Annotated in this window: 18 protein-coding genes and 1 pseudogene; 11 read left to right on the forward strand and 8 right to left on the reverse strand. The window is 62.7% G+C overall.

Features of this window, described 5'->3' with window-relative positions; genetic code table 11:
• Positions 1-252 precede the first annotated feature (252 nt).
• From KX729_RS07160 to KX729_RS07170, 3 genes are all read left to right on the forward strand, one after another.
• Positions 253-684, forward strand: coding sequence for a Ros/MucR family transcriptional regulator (locus tag KX729_RS07160; RefSeq protein ID WP_025603140.1), 432 nt, complete (start codon positions 253-255; stop codon positions 682-684).
• A gap of 428 nt (positions 685-1,112) precedes the next feature.
• Positions 1,113-1,526 (forward strand): helix-turn-helix domain-containing protein, encoded by a 414-nt coding sequence (locus tag KX729_RS07165; protein ID WP_025603141.1) that lies wholly within the window; start codon positions 1,113-1,115, stop codon positions 1,524-1,526.
• The gene (locus tag KX729_RS07170; protein ID WP_246617432.1) at positions 1,519-2,373 is read left to right on the forward strand and encodes a DUF6456 domain-containing protein; all 855 of its coding nucleotides are present in this window, start codon (positions 1,519-1,521) and stop codon (positions 2,371-2,373) included. Before KX729_RS07165 ends, KX729_RS07170 begins: the two co-directional genes overlap by 8 nt.
• A gap of 183 nt (positions 2,374-2,556) precedes the next feature.
• Here KX729_RS07170 and KX729_RS07175 read toward each other — a convergent pair whose 3' ends face one another.
• Both KX729_RS07175 and KX729_RS07180 read right to left on the reverse strand, forming a co-directional pair.
• A complete protein-coding gene (locus tag KX729_RS07175) occupies positions 2,557-2,976 on the reverse strand; it encodes a SufE family protein (protein ID WP_219741731.1) in 420 nt (139 codons plus the stop codon).
• Positions 2,977-3,170: 194 nt separating this feature from the next.
• Positions 3,171-3,602 (reverse strand): DUF5330 domain-containing protein, encoded by a 432-nt coding sequence (locus KX729_RS07180; protein ID WP_219741732.1) that lies wholly within the window; start codon positions 3,600-3,602, stop codon positions 3,171-3,173.
• Between the two features lie 514 nt (positions 3,603-4,116).
• Here KX729_RS07180 and KX729_RS07185 point away from each other — a divergent pair.
• Positions 4,117-5,652, forward strand: coding sequence for a sensor histidine kinase (locus KX729_RS07185; RefSeq protein WP_246617433.1), 1,536 nt, complete (start codon positions 4,117-4,119; stop codon positions 5,650-5,652).
• A complete protein-coding gene (locus tag KX729_RS07190; RefSeq protein ID WP_219741733.1) occupies positions 5,624-6,592 on the forward strand; it encodes a peptidoglycan-binding domain-containing protein in 969 nt (322 codons plus the stop codon). The genes KX729_RS07185 and KX729_RS07190 overlap by 29 nt, the downstream gene beginning before the upstream one ends.
• A 94-nt stretch (positions 6,593-6,686) precedes the next feature.
• On the opposite strand, the gene KX729_RS07195 is transcribed toward KX729_RS07190, so the two are convergent.
• Both KX729_RS07195 and KX729_RS07200 read right to left on the reverse strand, forming a co-directional pair.
• Positions 6,687-6,854, reverse strand: a complete 168-nt coding sequence (locus KX729_RS07195; RefSeq protein ID WP_312990556.1) for a Thivi_2564 family membrane protein — start codon at positions 6,852-6,854, stop codon at positions 6,687-6,689.
• A gap of 145 nt (positions 6,855-6,999) precedes the next feature.
• Positions 7,000-7,866 carry a LysR substrate-binding domain-containing protein gene (locus KX729_RS07200; protein WP_219741734.1) on the reverse strand — a complete coding sequence of 289 codons (867 nt, stop codon included), beginning with the start codon at positions 7,864-7,866 and terminating at the stop codon, positions 7,000-7,002.
• Between the two features lie 123 nt (positions 7,867-7,989).
• Here KX729_RS07200 and KX729_RS07205 point away from each other — a divergent pair, with 123 nt between their 5' ends.
• The 4 genes and pseudogenes from KX729_RS07205 to KX729_RS34525 all read left to right on the forward strand — a co-directional run.
• Positions 7,990-8,385 carry a tautomerase family protein gene (locus tag KX729_RS07205; RefSeq protein ID WP_219741735.1) on the forward strand — a complete coding sequence of 132 codons (396 nt, stop codon included), beginning with the start codon at positions 7,990-7,992 and terminating at the stop codon, positions 8,383-8,385.
• Between the two features lie 120 nt (positions 8,386-8,505).
• Positions 8,506-9,708, forward strand: coding sequence for a hypothetical protein (locus KX729_RS07210; RefSeq protein ID WP_219741736.1), 1,203 nt, complete (start codon positions 8,506-8,508; stop codon positions 9,706-9,708).
• A gap of 42 nt (positions 9,709-9,750) precedes the next feature.
• Positions 9,751-10,095, forward strand: coding sequence for a DUF1491 family protein (locus tag KX729_RS07215; protein WP_219741737.1), 345 nt, complete (start codon positions 9,751-9,753; stop codon positions 10,093-10,095).
• Between the two features lie 42 nt (positions 10,096-10,137).
• Positions 10,138-10,230 (forward strand): annotated as a pseudogene (locus KX729_RS34525) (calcium-binding protein); the annotation flags it as partial.
• Positions 10,231-10,279: 49 nt separating this feature from the next.
• Here KX729_RS34525 and KX729_RS07225 read toward each other — a convergent pair.
• Complete coding sequence (locus KX729_RS07225) at positions 10,280-11,332, reverse strand: DUF2336 domain-containing protein (RefSeq protein ID WP_219741738.1); 1,053 nt, start codon at positions 11,330-11,332, stop codon at positions 10,280-10,282.
• Between the two features lie 676 nt (positions 11,333-12,008).
• Between KX729_RS07225 and KX729_RS07230 the strand changes: the two genes are divergently transcribed.
• On the forward strand, positions 12,009-12,194 hold the full coding sequence (locus KX729_RS07230) for a hypothetical protein (protein WP_219741739.1): 186 nt from the start codon (positions 12,009-12,011) through the stop codon (positions 12,192-12,194).
• Positions 12,195-12,203: 9 nt separating this feature from the next.
• Here the strand turns inward: KX729_RS07230 and KX729_RS07235 are convergent, their stop codons facing one another.
• Both KX729_RS07235 and KX729_RS07240 read right to left on the reverse strand, forming a co-directional pair.
• Entirely contained in the window at positions 12,204-12,770 is a 567-nt protein-coding gene (locus tag KX729_RS07235) for a DUF1254 domain-containing protein (protein WP_219741874.1), read from the reverse strand.
• Between the two features lie 4 nt (positions 12,771-12,774).
• Complete coding sequence (locus tag KX729_RS07240) at positions 12,775-13,362, reverse strand: DUF1214 domain-containing protein (RefSeq protein ID WP_219741740.1); 588 nt, start codon at positions 13,360-13,362, stop codon at positions 12,775-12,777.
• A gap of 408 nt (positions 13,363-13,770) precedes the next feature.
• Here KX729_RS07240 and KX729_RS07245 point away from each other — a divergent pair, with 408 nt between their 5' ends.
• Positions 13,771-14,409 carry an outer membrane protein gene (locus KX729_RS07245; RefSeq protein WP_219741741.1) on the forward strand — a complete coding sequence of 213 codons (639 nt, stop codon included), beginning with the start codon at positions 13,771-13,773 and terminating at the stop codon, positions 14,407-14,409.
• 154 nt (positions 14,410-14,563) lie between these two features.
• Here the strand turns inward: KX729_RS07245 and KX729_RS07250 are convergent, their stop codons facing one another.
• A complete protein-coding gene (locus KX729_RS07250; RefSeq protein WP_219741875.1) occupies positions 14,564-15,694 on the reverse strand; it encodes an esterase-like activity of phytase family protein in 1,131 nt (376 codons plus the stop codon).
• Between the last annotated feature and the right edge of the window lie 25 nt (positions 15,695-15,719).

Consider the following 15,719-nt stretch of genomic DNA (forward strand, 5'->3'; position numbering starts at 1 on the left):
CCCGGATTAAGCGTTCTCTCGTCAATTCGACCACATAGCCTGTTCTTCATACGAAAGAACTGTCCGTGGTTGTGGCAAGAGGAAATTCAACCGGAGACAATGGCTGGTAGATTTTGTCTTTTCTGCGCGAAGCTTAGGGGTAGGCTTCTGTCCACGGACGGCGCGGATAAGGCGGTTTTTTCCGGTTGCTCTGCAGCAGGCAGGTGTCGCGGAGGTCGCGGGCCTGTCCGTCACTTAAACAGGAGACAGGAAATGAATGAAATCGCATTGGGCAAAGGCCAGGATCTGCTGGTAGAACTGACCGCAGATATCGTGGCAGCCTATGTGAGTAATCATGTGGTACCCGTCGGCGATCTTTCGAATTTGATCTCTGACGTGCATTCGGCGCTGAGCAACACCTCCTCGCCGGCTCCGGTCGTAACGGCTGTTGAAAAGCCGAAGCCGCCGGTTCCGATCAAGAAGTCGATCGAAGACGATTACCTGATCTGCCTTGAGGATGGCCAGAAGTTCAAGTCGCTGAAGCGCCACCTGATGACCCACTACAACATGACTCCGGAAGAATATCGCGAAAAGTGGGGCCTGCCGGCCGACTATCCGATGGTCGCTCCGGCCTATGCGGAAGCCCGTTCGCGGCTTGCCAAGGAAATGGGCCTCGGCCAGCGCCGCAAGCGCGGCAAGGCCTGATCGCCAACTCGATCGGCCAGGGCATCGCCACACGCGGTGCCCGGCCGCTCCACGAGGATCGCCTGCGCTCGATCCGCTTGCGGACAGTCTCCGATCGGCCAAGATCGAAGGCATTGCATGAGAGCGGGGCTACCGACCAGAATGCGGACAAGAACCGGGCCGGAATGCCCGGTTTTTCCGTTTTTGCACCAGCCTTCATCGCATCGATCCATAAAAACATGAGGCCTTCCTCGCTTTCTGTCGTCGCTTCTCCTGCATCGGTCTGCCAGGGTGGCGGGGAAGGAATGAGGAAAAAAATCCCATAGGTTTTTTGTCTTCTCGGAAAACCTCCAATCAATTCAGCAAAATATTCCGCATCTGCCGCTTTCCGCGTCCCCGTTCGTCCTCTAGGGTGTATGAATTAATTCCTATTTCATTGAGGAGTTGTCATGCCTTTGGAAAAATCATTGGAGCCGGCCGCGCCCGGTTTGGCATGGCTGGCATTGCCAGAGCCATCGCCGCATATTCCCGCCAGCCTGCCGATCAGGTCCGTCTGCCGCATCGTGCGGCAGATGGTGTCCGAACTCATCCTGCTCCTGGGCGATCGGGTGATGTTGCGGCGCGACCGGCGGCGTTATGCCTGCCAGGTCCGGCAGATCGCCATGTATGTCTGCCATGTGGCGCTGCGCATCTCGCTGAGCGATATCGGCGCGGCGATGGGGCGCGATCGCAGCACCGTCAGCCATGCCTGCCATGTGGTGGAAGACCGCCGCGACGATAGCGCCTTCGACGATTTTGTCGCCGCCGTCGAACGCCTCGTCACCGCCGCCTTCGGCGTCTCGGAGATGTCCGTCCATGACTAAGCCTTCCATGACCGAGACCGTGCCCAAGACCGCATCTTCCAAGAACCCATGTTCCAAAAGTGAGACGCCACCGCTCCGCAAGCATCTGCTTCGCCTCATCCGCCAGCTTTCCCGCGGCGACTGCGCTGTTGGAACGGCGGAAGACGGTCAGCTGCGGCTGACGGGCGCCGAAGAGCGGCTTTATCCCGAAGCGGCAATCACCGAGGCCTGCTCGCGCGGGCTGGCGCGCCGGCACGGACGATCGATTGCAGCCAGCAGCGAGGCGGCGACCTTCCTGCGCCGGGCATTGGTCGAAGGCGAGGAGGCTTTCGTCGAACAGCATGGCGAGGTGGTGGCAACTGCCGAAATGATCGAAGGCACCCGCCAGCCGGTACGCCGCAACCTCGCCGAATCGCCGCTCGGCGCCATCGCCCGGCTCAAGGACCGCGACGGCCACGCCTTCCTGCCGGCCGAAGCGCTGGAGGCCGGCGAACGCCTGCTGTCGGATTTCACCCGCGGCCAGCTGCAGCCGCGCATCACCGCATCCTGGGAGCCAAGGCTTTCGAAGCGGTCGAAGGGCAGCGCCGGCGGTCAGGCTGACCTTGCCGACAGCGCCATGGCCGCCCGCGACCGTTTCGCTGACGCCATGGAGGCGATGGGGCCCGAACTCTCCGGCGTGGCGGCAGATATCTGCTGCTTTTCCAAGGGTCTCGAAACGGTAGAGCGCGAACGCCAATGGCCGGCGCGCTCGGCAAAACTCATGCTGCGCACCGCGCTCATGGCGCTCGCCAGGCATTATGCGCCGCCGCCGGCGAGGGGGAAGCGCAGCCATCATTGGGGCGCGGAGGGGTATCGGCCGGAGATTTGAGGTTTCCCTTCTCCCCATTGGGGAGAAGGTGGCCCGAAGGGCCGGATGAGGGGGCCAAGCCCTGCGATTTCCATGAGGAGAGCCTTTTCCGCGTGGCCCCCTCATCGCCTCGCATCCGCTCGGCACTTCTCCCCGTTGGGGAGAAGGGGGAGGCCGTTCCACTGACTTGCCTCAAAAAGAAACCTAAGCCGCAGCCCTAACCTTCGCCTCTTCCCGGATCCGCTTCACCATCGATCTCAACCCGTTGGCGCGTTGCGAAGACAGGTGCTCCACCAGCCCGATGCGGTCGAAAATCTCGATGGCGTCCGTCGCGGCGATTTCGGAGGCGCGTTTGCCGGAATAGGTGGCGAGCACGATGGCGACGAGGCCGCGGACGATATGGGCGTCGGAATCGCCGTCGAAGGTCATGACGGGATCGGCACCGCCATCATTGTGGCTCACCAGCCAGACCTGGCTGGCGCAGCCCTGCACCTTGTTCTCGGCCGTCTTCTCCGTGTCGGGCAGATCGGGCAGCGCCTTGCCGAGTTCGATGACATAACGATAGCGGTCCTCCCATTCGTCGAGGAAGGCGAAATCGTCGATGATCTGTTCGAGGCTGGCCATGGGAGCTCCGGCGTTTGCTGGGCTCCATATAAGTCTTCATCGGAGGGATAAAAGAAAAAAATGCGCCGTGAGGGGTTTAGTCCTCACGGCGTCAGCGAAAGTGCTGAATTTCAGGCGGGCAGTCCGGCGCCGGGAACCGTGGCTTCGAGAAACCCGGCGCAAGCTTTGAAAATCCTATGGGAGCAGTGCAGGCCTCAGTGGCTCGGGCGCTTCTGCGGGATCGGCACGGTGCCGGTGAAGATCTTGTCGGGCGTCAACGAAGCCTCGGTCGGTTTGGAAGGCATCGGAGCCGGATCCGGATCGGCGATCAGCGCGGTCTCGGTTTCCTTCTTGGCGTCGCCCGGCTTGCCGCCGAACTGCTTGTCGAGCAGTTCGAATGCGACGCGGGCGCCGTCCTTGGCTCTTACACCGAGGGCGGAGAAAGTCTCCGCACCCTTTTCACAGACCTCCGGCTTTTCGGCGCAGATGGCGCTGACATATTGATAGGCTTCGGTCGCGGCGGAAAAGGCATCCGCCACCTGCAGCGCGTTGGCGCCCTGATTCTCTGCGGTCGGATGGGCGCTGAAATAGGAGAGCACCACCAGCACGGCCGCGAACCAGAAACTTCCCTTGATGAGAAACCACATCGTTCTGTCCACCTGTTTTTTCCCGACCGGTTTTGCCGATCGGCCGCCGGGTCTGTGCCGGTCTTGAACATGGTTGTACCGCCCGGAGGCAAAGATGGTTTTGATTCAAACACTCAGGTTTTCGGCAAATTTGTCTAAAATGCGAGATATCTGCATTTGAGACAGGTTTGAGGTGCTTTTGCCACGAACCTGAACTGCATTTTAGCGATCCGTGTTAAGCATAATTGGGGCAGGGTGCCCAAAAGCACAGGCTTTATCGGGTAGCCACATGCCACAGTGGTTAACGAAACAGGAAAAATTGAAGCAATTCCGTCGCTTACCCCCCGTTAACCACGTGCGGAGAAGGTCCCTTCCACCTGTCTCAAACGCGGACTTTGGGGGCTTGGGAGGAGGCTGGACAGGGCCTGTTTTATACTTTCCTTAAGCCGCCGGGGCCTATTGTCGGCTTCCATAAATAAAGATGTCAGCAGGGTTTTGCGTGCGCGTATTGAGTAACATTGCCGGGAAGGCGGTCATGCTGGTCGATGAGACCGCAGCCCGCTGGCTTACCCGCCTTGGAGAAGGCGAGGCGGCCGGTGCCGGTGAAGTCGCGCTCTTCCGCAAGCTCGCATTCGCCTGCTTTGCCGGCCTGGTTCTCGTTCCGCTCGCGCTCGCGTTCATCCTGAAGCCGGCGCTTGCCCTGCCGGTCGGTGCAGCCGTCGTTGTTTCGCTTTTCCTGTTTGCCGTCGCCGGTTCCGCCGCCCTGCCGCGCCGTACCCCGGTTGCCGTAGCGCTGCCGCAGCCGGAAGACGCGCTGTTCGACGCATGCCCCGGCCTTGCCCTGATCCTCGATCCGCAGGGCCATGTGGTGAAGTCCGGCGGCCGCGACCGTCATCTGTTTCCCGCAAGCATGCGCGACGCTGCCGGCGAGCCGCTGGCTGAAGTCATCCATGTGTCCGATCGCATCGGCCTCGTCCAGGCGCTGGATACCCTGCGCCAGGGCGCGTCGAGCGCTGCCGCCGATATCCGCATCGAACGGCCGTTCACCTCGGCCGGCCGGCAGTTCCTGCCGGTGCGCCTCGACATGACCGCATTGCGTGACGGCGAAGGCCGGCTCGCCCATGTTTTTGCCCAGGCACGCGATATCTCTGCGGAAGAAGAGGCCCGCGCCCAGGCCGCCGCCAATCTGTTGGAGGCGAAATCCGCCCACGAGGCCAAGACCCGTTTCCTCGCCGCCGTCAGCCATGAGCTGCGCACTCCGCTCAATGCCATTCTCGGCTTTTCCGACGTGCTCGCCGGCGAATATTTCGGCCGGCTGGAAAACGACCGTCAGCGCGAATATGTCGGCCTGATCCGCCAGTCGGGCGGCCATCTCCTGTCCGTCGTCAACACCATGCTCGACATGTCGAAGATCGAGACCGGCCGTTACGAACTGCTGACCGAACCCTTCATGATCGGCGAGGCGATGGAAGCCTGCCGCGCCATGCTGGATCTCTCGGCCCGCGAAAAAGGCGTCACGCTGACCAGCCGCACCGCCCGCGGCCTTGGCGAAGTGGTCGCCGACCGCCGCGCCGTGCAGCAGATTCTCATCAATCTGGCCGGCAATGCCATCAAGTTCACGCAATCGGGTGGCGTGGTATCGATCGATGCCGTGCTGGATGGCGATAACCTGGTCATGTCGGTCAGCGATACCGGCATCGGTATCGCGCCGGACAAGCTGCAATTCATCGGCCAGCCTTTCATGCAGGTCGAAAATGCCTATACCCGCTCTTACGAAGGCACCGGTCTCGGCCTGTCGCTCGTCAAGGGCCTGGTTGCCTTGCATGGCGGCCGGTTCACGATTACCAGCCGTCCGGGCGAGGGGACGGTGGTGACGATCTCGCTTCCGGCGGACGGTTCCGGCGTCGGCGGCAAACAGGATGACGCCCAGTGGGGCGATGCCCAACGGGGCGATACCAGAGACGGTCTGGAGGAGAAGTTCGAATTCCCGCCGCGGCTGAAGGCAGTCCGGCACATGGCCATGAAGGCACAGGATTTTGTGGATGACCACGCGGAAGCGAAAATCGCCTGACAGGAAAAAACCTGTCAAGCAGCCGGGCATTTTGCCGAGCCTCCTGATGGCCTCGGGGCGAACGGCTGCGCGCCATCCGAAGCCTCTGCTCGGCGTCGCTTTGTTCGGCGTCGTCTTCAGTTTTGTGGCGGCCAATGCGCTCTGGTATCAGCCGGGCGACCATCCGCATCCGTTCCTCGCCACCCGCGATGCCAAGGACCCGAACCAGATCGCCGGTTACCGGCCGATGCGGCGCACGCCTCCGGGCGATGTGACGACCTTCAGGATCGAGCGCGCAGACCCGAACGCGTCGACAGCAAGGCCCGCCGCGGCTCTAGCCCCTGCCGCGCCCCAGACGGCTTCGCCTCAGGCCGCCGCCCCCATGCCGGCTGCGGCACCGGCCCAGCCGCAAATGGCCCAGCCGGCCGCCGCCCCCTATGCACCGGTGCAGCCGGCAGGCGCGCAGGCCGCATCCGCCCAGCCGCAGCAGCCGGTAACGCCCTCTGTCGCGCTGCCGACCCCGCGGCCGCAGGCCGGTGATGCGCCGCGATCTGTTGCCGCCAAGCCGACGCAGCCGATGCCGGCCGTCCAGCCGAAACCGTCCGTCGCTCGCGCCGGCATTGAAGACCCGGTCGCCGCCGCGATCCGCTCCGCCGACCGGACCCGTTATACCCCGCCGGCCGATATCCCGAATACCGGCTCGACACCCGTGCGCCCGGCCGCCATTCCGGTCTCGCAGAAACCGGCAGCGTCCGGCACGGCCGGTCAGGCGACCGATCTCGTGCTGCAGATCCAGCGCGGCCTGTCGAACATCGCCTATGCGGATGTGAGGGTGGATGGTGTTGCCAGCGACCAGACCAAGGCGGCAATCCGCCGTTTCCAGAAACATTACCGCCTGCCGGAAACCGGCGAGCCTGATGTCGCGGTGCTGAAGAAGCTGAAGTCGATCGGCGCGCTCTAAGGCACCGATCGGGCGCCTTTGCCGTTGCCGCCCGATTGGCCGGCGTTATCCTCGGGACGAGCCCGAGGATGCTGTCGAGGGATGGACCTCGCGGTCAGAACACCGCCAGATATTTCAGCAGCGAAATGATGCCGATAATGATGATGATGATCTGTGCGATCTGCTTGGCGCGGCCGTCGATCGGCAGGCGGGCGACGAGATAAAGTACGAGAACGATCACCAGGAAGGTGATCAGAATGCTGATCAACACGGAAGTACCCAAAGGCCCAGCTCCTTTTCATAACGATGCCAAATGCGGCATCATGACGTGAATTATGACAGGACGGCCGAAAGGGAAGAGCGGAGACCACGCACAATTCCATTTTCTCTTCTGGGATCAGTGATTTCGTCTTGCGCCGGTGCTTGTGTCACCGCAGCGTCGCCGCTTCCAGCAGCAGCCGTTTCAGCTCCTCTGCAGGCGCGGCAAGACGCGACTCTGCCACGTGCAGCGCGAGGTCGACGCTGCCGAGCGGCGGCAGGCCGGCGGCCTTCGGATCAAGGATCGAAAGATGCGCGGGCTTTGCTTCGGCAAGACGCGCGGTGATGCCGAGACCGGCGGTGACGGCGGCGAACAGTCCGGCAAGGCTCGGGCTGGAAAACACCTGCCGCCAGGCGATGCCATCTTTTTCCAGTGCATCGGTGGCCGCCCTGCGAAAATCGCAGGGCGGATCGAAGGCGATCATCGGCACTGCCTCCGCCGGGTCGCGGCAAAATCCTTCCGCGCCGATCCAGGCGATCTCCCGCCGCGCGACCACTTCCGCCCGCGGCCTTCCGAGCATTCCCCATGTCAGGGCAAGATCGAGTTCGCCGCGATCGACCGCCTGCGCCATCTCCGCGCCGCGATCCACCCGCGCCTCGACCCGGACTTTCGGATGCAGGCGGGCAAACTGCCCCAGCAGGCCGGGCAGCCATGTTTCGGCAAAATCCTGCGGCACGCCGATCCGCAGCCAGCCCTCCAGCTTCGCGACGCTGCGCACGGCGGCACGGGCCTCGTCATTGAGCTCCAGGATACGGCGGGCGTAACCGAGCAGGATCTCGCCCGCCTCGGTCGCCACCAGCCCGCGCCCCTGCTTGGCGACCAGCTCCTCGCCCACCTGCTCCTCGAGCTTTTTCAGTTGCAGGCTGATGGCCGACGGCGAACGGCCGAGCCGGTCGGCGGCTCGCGCAAAACTGCCGAGCTCCATGCCGAGCGCGAAACTGCGCAACAGGTCGATATCGAGATTGACGGGCAGCATGATCGTTGAGTTTTACAAAACTGATGATGATTGATTTCGCGATTTTCAAAATGATTGTGGCGGCAGATGATGCAGGCGTCAACCGAAATCCGAGTTCACCGAACTCGCAAAGGAGATCCGAAAATGCCCTTCGTTCATATCACGATCGCCGGCACCAACCTGAAGCCGGAAGCCAGAAACCGCCTGCAGCAGGAGGCGACCACCCTGATGCACACGATCATGCGCAAGCGCCGCGAAGTGACCGCTGTGCTGGTCGAGGAGGTCGATATTTCCGGCTTGACGGTCGGCGGCGAGCCGCTTTCCGTTGCGGCCCATGTCGAGGCCAATGTAACGCTCGGCACCAACACCGCGGAAGAGAAGGAGGGTTTCATCCACGCCATGGATGCGGTCCTCAAGGACACCCTCGGCCGGGAGCTTTCGGCCGCGACCTATATCATCGTCCGCGAAGTCGTCGCAGATGCCTGGGGTTTCGACGGTGTGACCCAGGAATATCGGCGCATCAAGGCGTTGGCAGCCTGAGCGTCGACTCGACTTCGGGCCCGGAGCGGCATCGCGCCGGCATTTGCCGCTCCGCCCCATGGAAAATTTGCTGCACCGCCATATCTTTCTTTCCGAAAGGGTGTTTCGGGGGCAGGGGTGATGAGACGGCTTTGGTGCCTTTTCTGGCTGGTGGCGGCGCAGATCGCGCTTGCGAGCACGTTGGCTTTCTCCGGGCAGACGGGCGATAGAGGCAGCCTTCCCGGCTTGCCGCGCCAGGAATTGTTTTCCGTCGCAAGCGACATCCCCGAAGGTTTCGAGCGCCGCGAGGTCAAGGCTGGCGGCACGGGTTTTGATTTTTCCACCATTCTGCCGCATGGCAGCAATCTGGTGGAAGGTCAGCCGCAGCCACGCACCGGGGTGTCGGCGCTGATATATGTGCCGATGAGGGTCACGATCAGCATCCGCCACATCGAATTCGATGCCTATGCGGATGCGATCGCCATCGCCCGCGCCTATATGCGCCTGACCTATGACAAGGTGTCCGACGGGTTCCCGATCGAGGAAGGTGCGGTGCCGGAAAGCAATCCCGCCTTCGCGCTTGTCGCGGCCGGCAGGATACGTGATGACGGCAGCTATACCCGCCTGGCGCGGGGCGCCGTCATCTCCCGCGGAGATCATGCGATCGCCGTCGTTGCAGAGTTCGATTATGCCGATTACGCCGACCTGAAGCCGATGCTGTCGCGCCTGTTCGGCGGCATCCGGATGCAAGAGGACATGTCCGCCCGCGACCAGATCCGCATCGTCAGCACCGAGGATGGCGGAAGGGTCGCGATCCCGAAGCGCTGGCAGGTGGATATGCTGCCGGACCCGCAAGGGGGCCAGACCGGCTTCCGCCTGACCATGAACGGCGCCGGTTACCCGGAATTTCAGGTGAGCCGCCTCGACCTCAGCATGGAGGAGGCACGCCAGCATGCCGATCGGCTGATGGACGAGACGATCGCCCGTTTCAAGGCCGGCAGCGGTGTTAAACTCTCGGGCGAGAGCAAGCGCATCATGACGCCGCGCGAGGCGCCGGGCATCGCGCTCTACCAGCTGACGCAGCGCTGGGTCGCCACCGAACAGGACTGGCCGATGATCACCGTTTTGCAGGTGATGCGCGGCGTCGACGGCCGTATCTGGCAATCGTTCGAAACGTCGCCCGACCAGAGCCGCTACACGAAGTCCGGCGATACGGCCTTCAATGCGCAGATGTTCAACTGGTCCGTCGCCAGCGCTTCGGTCGCCGCGGCCATCGGCCAGTCGATCTTCCGCGGGCCGGAAGCCTTTCTGGACAATCATTCGGTCCGCAATGTCGGCCATTGAGTTCACATTGCTCCGGGGCCCGAAGCGCCGTAAGGAAAGGCCATGCGCCTCAAATCCGATATCTTCGTCTCCGCCCTGATCCGCCGCGTCTTCGGCCAGGGTGGCTTTGCCGCCGTGGAAAAGAAGGGCGCGGAAGAGGCCGGCGCCATCTTCATCCGCCAGCGGTTCCGCGACGGGCTGGAAACGCTCTATGCGCCGGCGCCGCAGAATTTTTTCGGCGAGGATGACGGACAGCGGAAATTCGAGGTGCGGGCGGAAAAGGTTGAGGCCGGGGCGCTCGGCGATCTCCTGGCCCGCGAACTGCGCTTCGATCCCGATCTCTGGCTGGTCGAGCTGGAAACGGACGACGCCGCCAGCCTTCTGGATCTGGTCAAGCCTGCCGACTAGGCCCGAAGGCGGGGAAGCGGATGCGAGGCATCGGGGCGGGATCGCCTGGGTGGCGGTGCGGGTAACGACCGGATGGAGGGCGAGGGCGGGAACGACCGGTTGACCGGCGGTCTCGGCGCCGACCAGCTTTTCTAAGGCGTGCAGCCAAGCCGCGCGCCTCGCGGCAAATCCGGCAGGATCCGGATCACCGAACCCGGTAAATCCCCTGGACCGGCCGGCGGGCGCTCGCCGTCGTGCGGATCACCCGCGGTGAGGCCGGCTGGCCGTTCTGCGCGGCTTCCGCTGCCGGTTGGTGCTGCGGCTGGGCATAAGTATAGCTGTCGGCCCGGCGCCAGGCCTCCACCCGCTTGCCGCACTCGTCCTCATCCAGCTGGGCGAAGAGGATTTCGGCGCGCGAGACACCTTTGGTTTCGGCGCGAAGATGATCGTAAAGCCGCTCCAGCACGAAGACCGCATCGTCCGGGTGCATGGCAAGACCCTTCAGCGTCGTGGCGAGCTGCTGGCCTGAAATGTCGAGCAGGATGCGCTCCGACAGCCAGTGGCTGGCGGAAAGCGTATCGGCCAGCGTCGTGGCGAACAGGCCGGTCTCGCGGTTGCGGGCAAACCGCACCAGCAGGGCCTCCTGGATCGGCGAAAGATTGCGCAGGCCGAGCCGGTCGTCCGCCGGCCGGTCGATATGGCCGGCGAGCGATTTGATGCGGCTGCGCAGCATGTCCTCGCGTGCAAGCCGCTCGGCCTCGTCGATCATCGCCTGGGTCGGCGCGAGCGGAAAAGCTTCCTCGACGGCTTCCTCGATCTCGATGACCTCTTCGCGCCGCATCGTGCGGTCGTGGCGAAGGCCGACCAGGGCATCGATGACGGTCGGCGACAGAGCTTCGCGACGCACGATGGCACGCGCATGCGCTTCCCCTTGCGTGCGGGCGATGGCGATCAGGGCGTCGTCGGAAAGGCAGTTCGAGCCGATCAGGAAGGGTGCCGAAATGCTGATCGGCTGGCTGGCGATGAAGAAGGCCACCGCCGGCGGGATCGTCTCGCATTGAGACAAAGCGGCGACGGCATCGCGGCGGGCCTGTTCGGTCGAGGCCGAGAAGAGAGGGGCGAAAAGCTCGGCGAACTGTCGAAGTTCCGACCGCGACGGATGCGGCAGACTTTCGAAGCTCGTCACGGTGGCCATCAGCACCACATCCTTCTTACGCATGGCCTGGGGCCTTTCAAGGTCTCGAAACTCGTTCGTCACGGGCAAACTCACTTAAAACGCAATACAATCCGGAGTGCCGAACGCCGATCAGGCTTGGCCTGCAGAACAGGCGCGCCTGGCGTCCTCATCGTAACCTTTCCTGGGGAACTCCCGGCGGCGCACTGCTCACGAAGCCGTGATGATCGGCCCGTCAGCGGGCGCCTTGGTTTAACCGGATGCTAACGCTTTAAGGGTTAACGGTCGGTGAAAGCGGATCGTTTTGATACGTCTGTCATTTTTTGGAGTTCTGGTGTGTTTTGCCGGGAATCGCAGGTGTTTCGTACCCCGGTGTGACTGTGGTGAACCAAAGTTCGGCTTCTGCGTTTTTGCCACGGACAACAGACATACACCGGTCGCAAGTCCTATATTAGCATTAAGACATTATTAACGATGCTCTGGCTGAATATGTCGCAGTAACCGGTTGGTATTGCCGGGTTTTCAAGTTCAGGATGGCGGAAGACCAGAAATGGAATTCGAGCCATCCCATTCCGGCCGGTCCTGGCGGAACCCGGCCGCGGAAATGCCGCATGTCGCAGCTCGCTTCCCGTCGGAAGCGGCTGCGCGAGAAAGGCGCAGATGCCCGGGTGGTTCCGGGAAGCGCCAAGCCCTCAACAGGGAGGGCAGGGTGAGATCGGTCCGTCTTCATCCGTCTCGAATTCTGGAAACGGAGACGAGCATGGCAGAGATCGTAGTTTTGAATAAATGGCGCGCCGACAAACCGCGCCGCCCGCAGATCCGCATCGGCGAAATCGAAGACGCCGGCCAGGTTGGCCAGGTCGTGCTCTTCACCGGCGTGCGTTACGAACGGTTCGACGACCGCACCGACCGCAAGGCGGAAAACCACGCGGTCTGCGCCGAATAGTTTCGTCCGTCAGAACCGGCTTCTGGAACGCGCTTCGAAAGGCGCGCAGATGGCGCCGGAGAGGAATTGCGACGCAATCTCCGCAAAGCTTTTCTGCGGGGCGAGACTTCTCAGCACGACATATCCTTCCGCCTGCCGCGTCTCGAACAGGATCGACTGGGAGATCACCGGGGGCAGGGCCTTCCTGAGCGTCGTCAGCTGAACCGGCGTCGCGATCACCAGATCCAGCACGCCGCCCGCCGACGTCCGGTCGTTGATGCTGAACATTTCATTCGAAGACTGATCGTAGATCGCCAGCGACCAGAAAGGCACGCCGCCGTTTGCCGCCGTCAGCCGTACCGGCCGTTCGCTGACATCGAAGGCGCAGACCGCCATGTCGACGAACGGATCGTCCTTCGAAAGGCCTGCCGCATCCGGCTTTTCGCCGAGCGGGTAGAAACGATGGATTTCCCCCTCCGCAAGCACCCGCGTATAGGCGTCCCGTTCGCTGAAATCCGGCAGCGCCAGCACGATGACGAGATGCAGCAGTGCTGCGCCGATCAGGCCGGTCACCACCGCGAAAAACACCTGAAACAGGAATTTACGCATTGCCGCACCCGGTGCGTTCGATGCGCGGCATGGTGAGATCGATCAGGCCTGAACTGCCGGCGGTCGGTGTGTCGAGAAGCGTCAGCGTCAGCCGGAAATTGCCCTCGGCCGGAACCGCGAGCCAGTTACCGGGCCTGGCGGAGGCGGAAAGCGCGATATCGAAATTGCCGTCTTTGTCCCGAAGAATGATGCGGGAATTGAGCGCGGTCGGCAGGTCGGACTGGATCGAGGGTGCCGGAGCGCCGGGTGCAGCCGCAAACAGCGTCCAGAACCGCGCCGGCGGCGTGTGGCCTGTGATGCGATAGGAGCAGCCGCCCGCCAGCCGCGCGCCTGTCTCGTCGACATTGGCGGTAAAGGTCAGGCCCTCGGCGCTCGCATAAAGCAGCTTGCCGGCATTGGCTCGGTGCGATTTCGCATAAGGATCCGCCTTGTCCGTCTGCGCTTCGGGAAACGCCTCCCAGGCCCCGAGCTTGATGGCCCCGAAGCCCACCGTCGCATCAAGCGCAAGGATCGTCGACCAGACACCGCCGCCAAAGGCGATGACCAGCGCAACCGCGATGAGGAAGGGAACACGAAACACGGGTTTGATTTGGCCCTTGGAAGCTTTGCCAAAGGGTTAGCATTGATTCCGATGATGGGGAATGGGCAAGGGGCGTTTTCAGCAGAAGGTTCGGTACACGCGATTTCCAGGGTTTGGTCGTCGCCCGGGATATCGCAATCAAATGCCTTCCGCAGGGCGGAAAAGGGTTCCGCTGCTCCTTCGCGCTTTGCGTCCATCTCGCGGGAATGTCTCTCCAACAGCGTTCTTCGGCTGGCAGTCAGCAAATTTGGCCCCAGCTAAGTCATGGATTTTGCTGGTTGGCGATGGCTTTCCCGCCACCGGGCCTTCACACGGACCGGAGGCCTAATCACAAAGTGTTAATTTAGGCATGTCTTTCCAAGCGGGATGCCCTACTTCCGTTCTCATCACCAATCGGAGGGAATATCCATGAAGGCTATTTTCATTCTCGCAGCGTCGGCCGCCATGACCGCCTCTTCCGTTGCCTATGCAGCCGATGCCGTCGAAGCGATCCCTGCGGCACCCATTGCGGTCGAGCAGCCGGTCGTGTTCACCTGGTCGGGTCCCTATGTCGGTATTCATGGCGGTTACGGCTGGGGGGATGGCGATGCCAGTACGGCCGGTGGGCCTGATTCCGACAATTTCGACGGCGGACGGTTCGGCGGTTTCGTCGGTTACAACTGGCAGTTCTCGAACGGCTTCGTGGCAGGTATCGAAGGTGACCTGAACTACGACTGGAACGAAAACAGCTATGCCGGCGGCATCGACATGCATACCGGTTTCTCCGGCGGCGTTCGCGGCCGCGTCGGTTATGCCTTCGACCGCGCGCTGCTATATGCGGCCGGCGGCTGGACGGCCACCAATATCAGCGTCAATGGCGCCGGTCTCGATGACGACGACACGCTGCATGGCTGGACGGTCGGCGCCGGCCTCGACTATGCCTTTACGGACAATGTCTTCGGCCGCGTCGAATATCGCTACAACGACTACGGCAGCGGCAGTCTCGCTGGCGTCGATACAGACTTCAACCAGCATGTGGTCAATGTCGGGATCGGTGTGAAGTTCTAGCAGCGACCACCCTTCTCCCCCCTTGTGGGGGAGATGTCGCCAGCGGCGACAGAGGGGGGTGGTTCAGCATATTCGACGAAGAGATTGAGGCACCACCCCCATCTGTCAGCTCTGCTGACATCTTCCCCGCAAGGGGGAAGAAGGGAGTGGACCATCAAGGCCGCGCCAGAACCTTGAAGGCGATGAACTGCGTCTTCTGTTCCTTGGAGAAGTTATTGTCCGCCGCAAACACCAGAAGGTCGCTGCCATCGGTGCCCTTGGCGAAGGTGACCGCTTCGATATTGTCCGGCACCAGCCCGATCGCCCGCATGTCGAGCACCTGCGCCTTGCGCAGCGGCGCGACCGCCGCATCGGCATTGGCAAGCGACGGCATGCCGGAAACATCGGTGGCGCCGTCGGTATCGACCATATAGACCTTGATCGAATTGCCGAAGCCTTGCGCAAAGCCGCGTTCGACCACCAGCAGGCGATGATCGTCGAGCGCCAGGATTTCAGACACGCCATTGTCGTTCCAGCCCTTTTCCGGCAGCGGCGCCTGCGGGATCGGCGCGATCGGATAGGCGTACTGGGCTTTGGGCGTGCCGGTTGCGGCATCGTATCGGATCATCCGCGAAAGCGCGCCGCGGGTCAGCGTGGTGATCGGACCATCCTGATTGAGTGCCGATTCGACGGCGATCATCACGTCGCCGTTCGGCATCACCGCCATGCCTTCGAAAGCAAGGTTGTCGCGGATACCGGAAGACTTGTCCGCGACCGGTGCAAACCCCTGCGGCAGGGTGAATTCACGCACGAACATGCCATCCGGCGAAGCGATCCGCACGAAAGGCGGCAGGAGCTGTTTGGCATCGCCTTCGCTCGACCAGATGATGCCGTCGCGGCCGAGGCGGATCGATTCCGGATCGACGAACTTGGCGGCGAAGGGCTCGCCGTTCTTGTCCTTCAGCGTTACCGTCCTCGTCACCTTCACATCGGTTATGCCGGCGGCGGAAGCGTCGATCTGCAGTTCGTAGAAACGGGCCGGCGCCTTTTCGGACCGGTCGTCGGAAATGCCGATGTAACGGCCGGTCGACGCATCGAAGGACAGGCCGGAAATGCCGCCGAACTCGACGCCGTCGAACATCGTGCCGGTCGCAATCGAAAACTCGCCGACCAGCTGCAGGCCGATCGCGGCCTTGCAGTCGCCCAGCGGGCAAGGCGTTGCGACAATGATGCCAGGTTCGACGGCATGGGCGGCCGACGCGAAGAGAAGGCCGAGCGCCGTGGCGCGGGAAAGAATTTTGAACATGGCGGAAAGTCCGATGAGTGAGAAA

The organism is Neorhizobium populisoli, assembly GCF_019430945.1.
Taxonomy (GTDB): Bacteria; Pseudomonadota; Alphaproteobacteria; order Rhizobiales; family Rhizobiaceae; genus Neorhizobium; species Neorhizobium populisoli.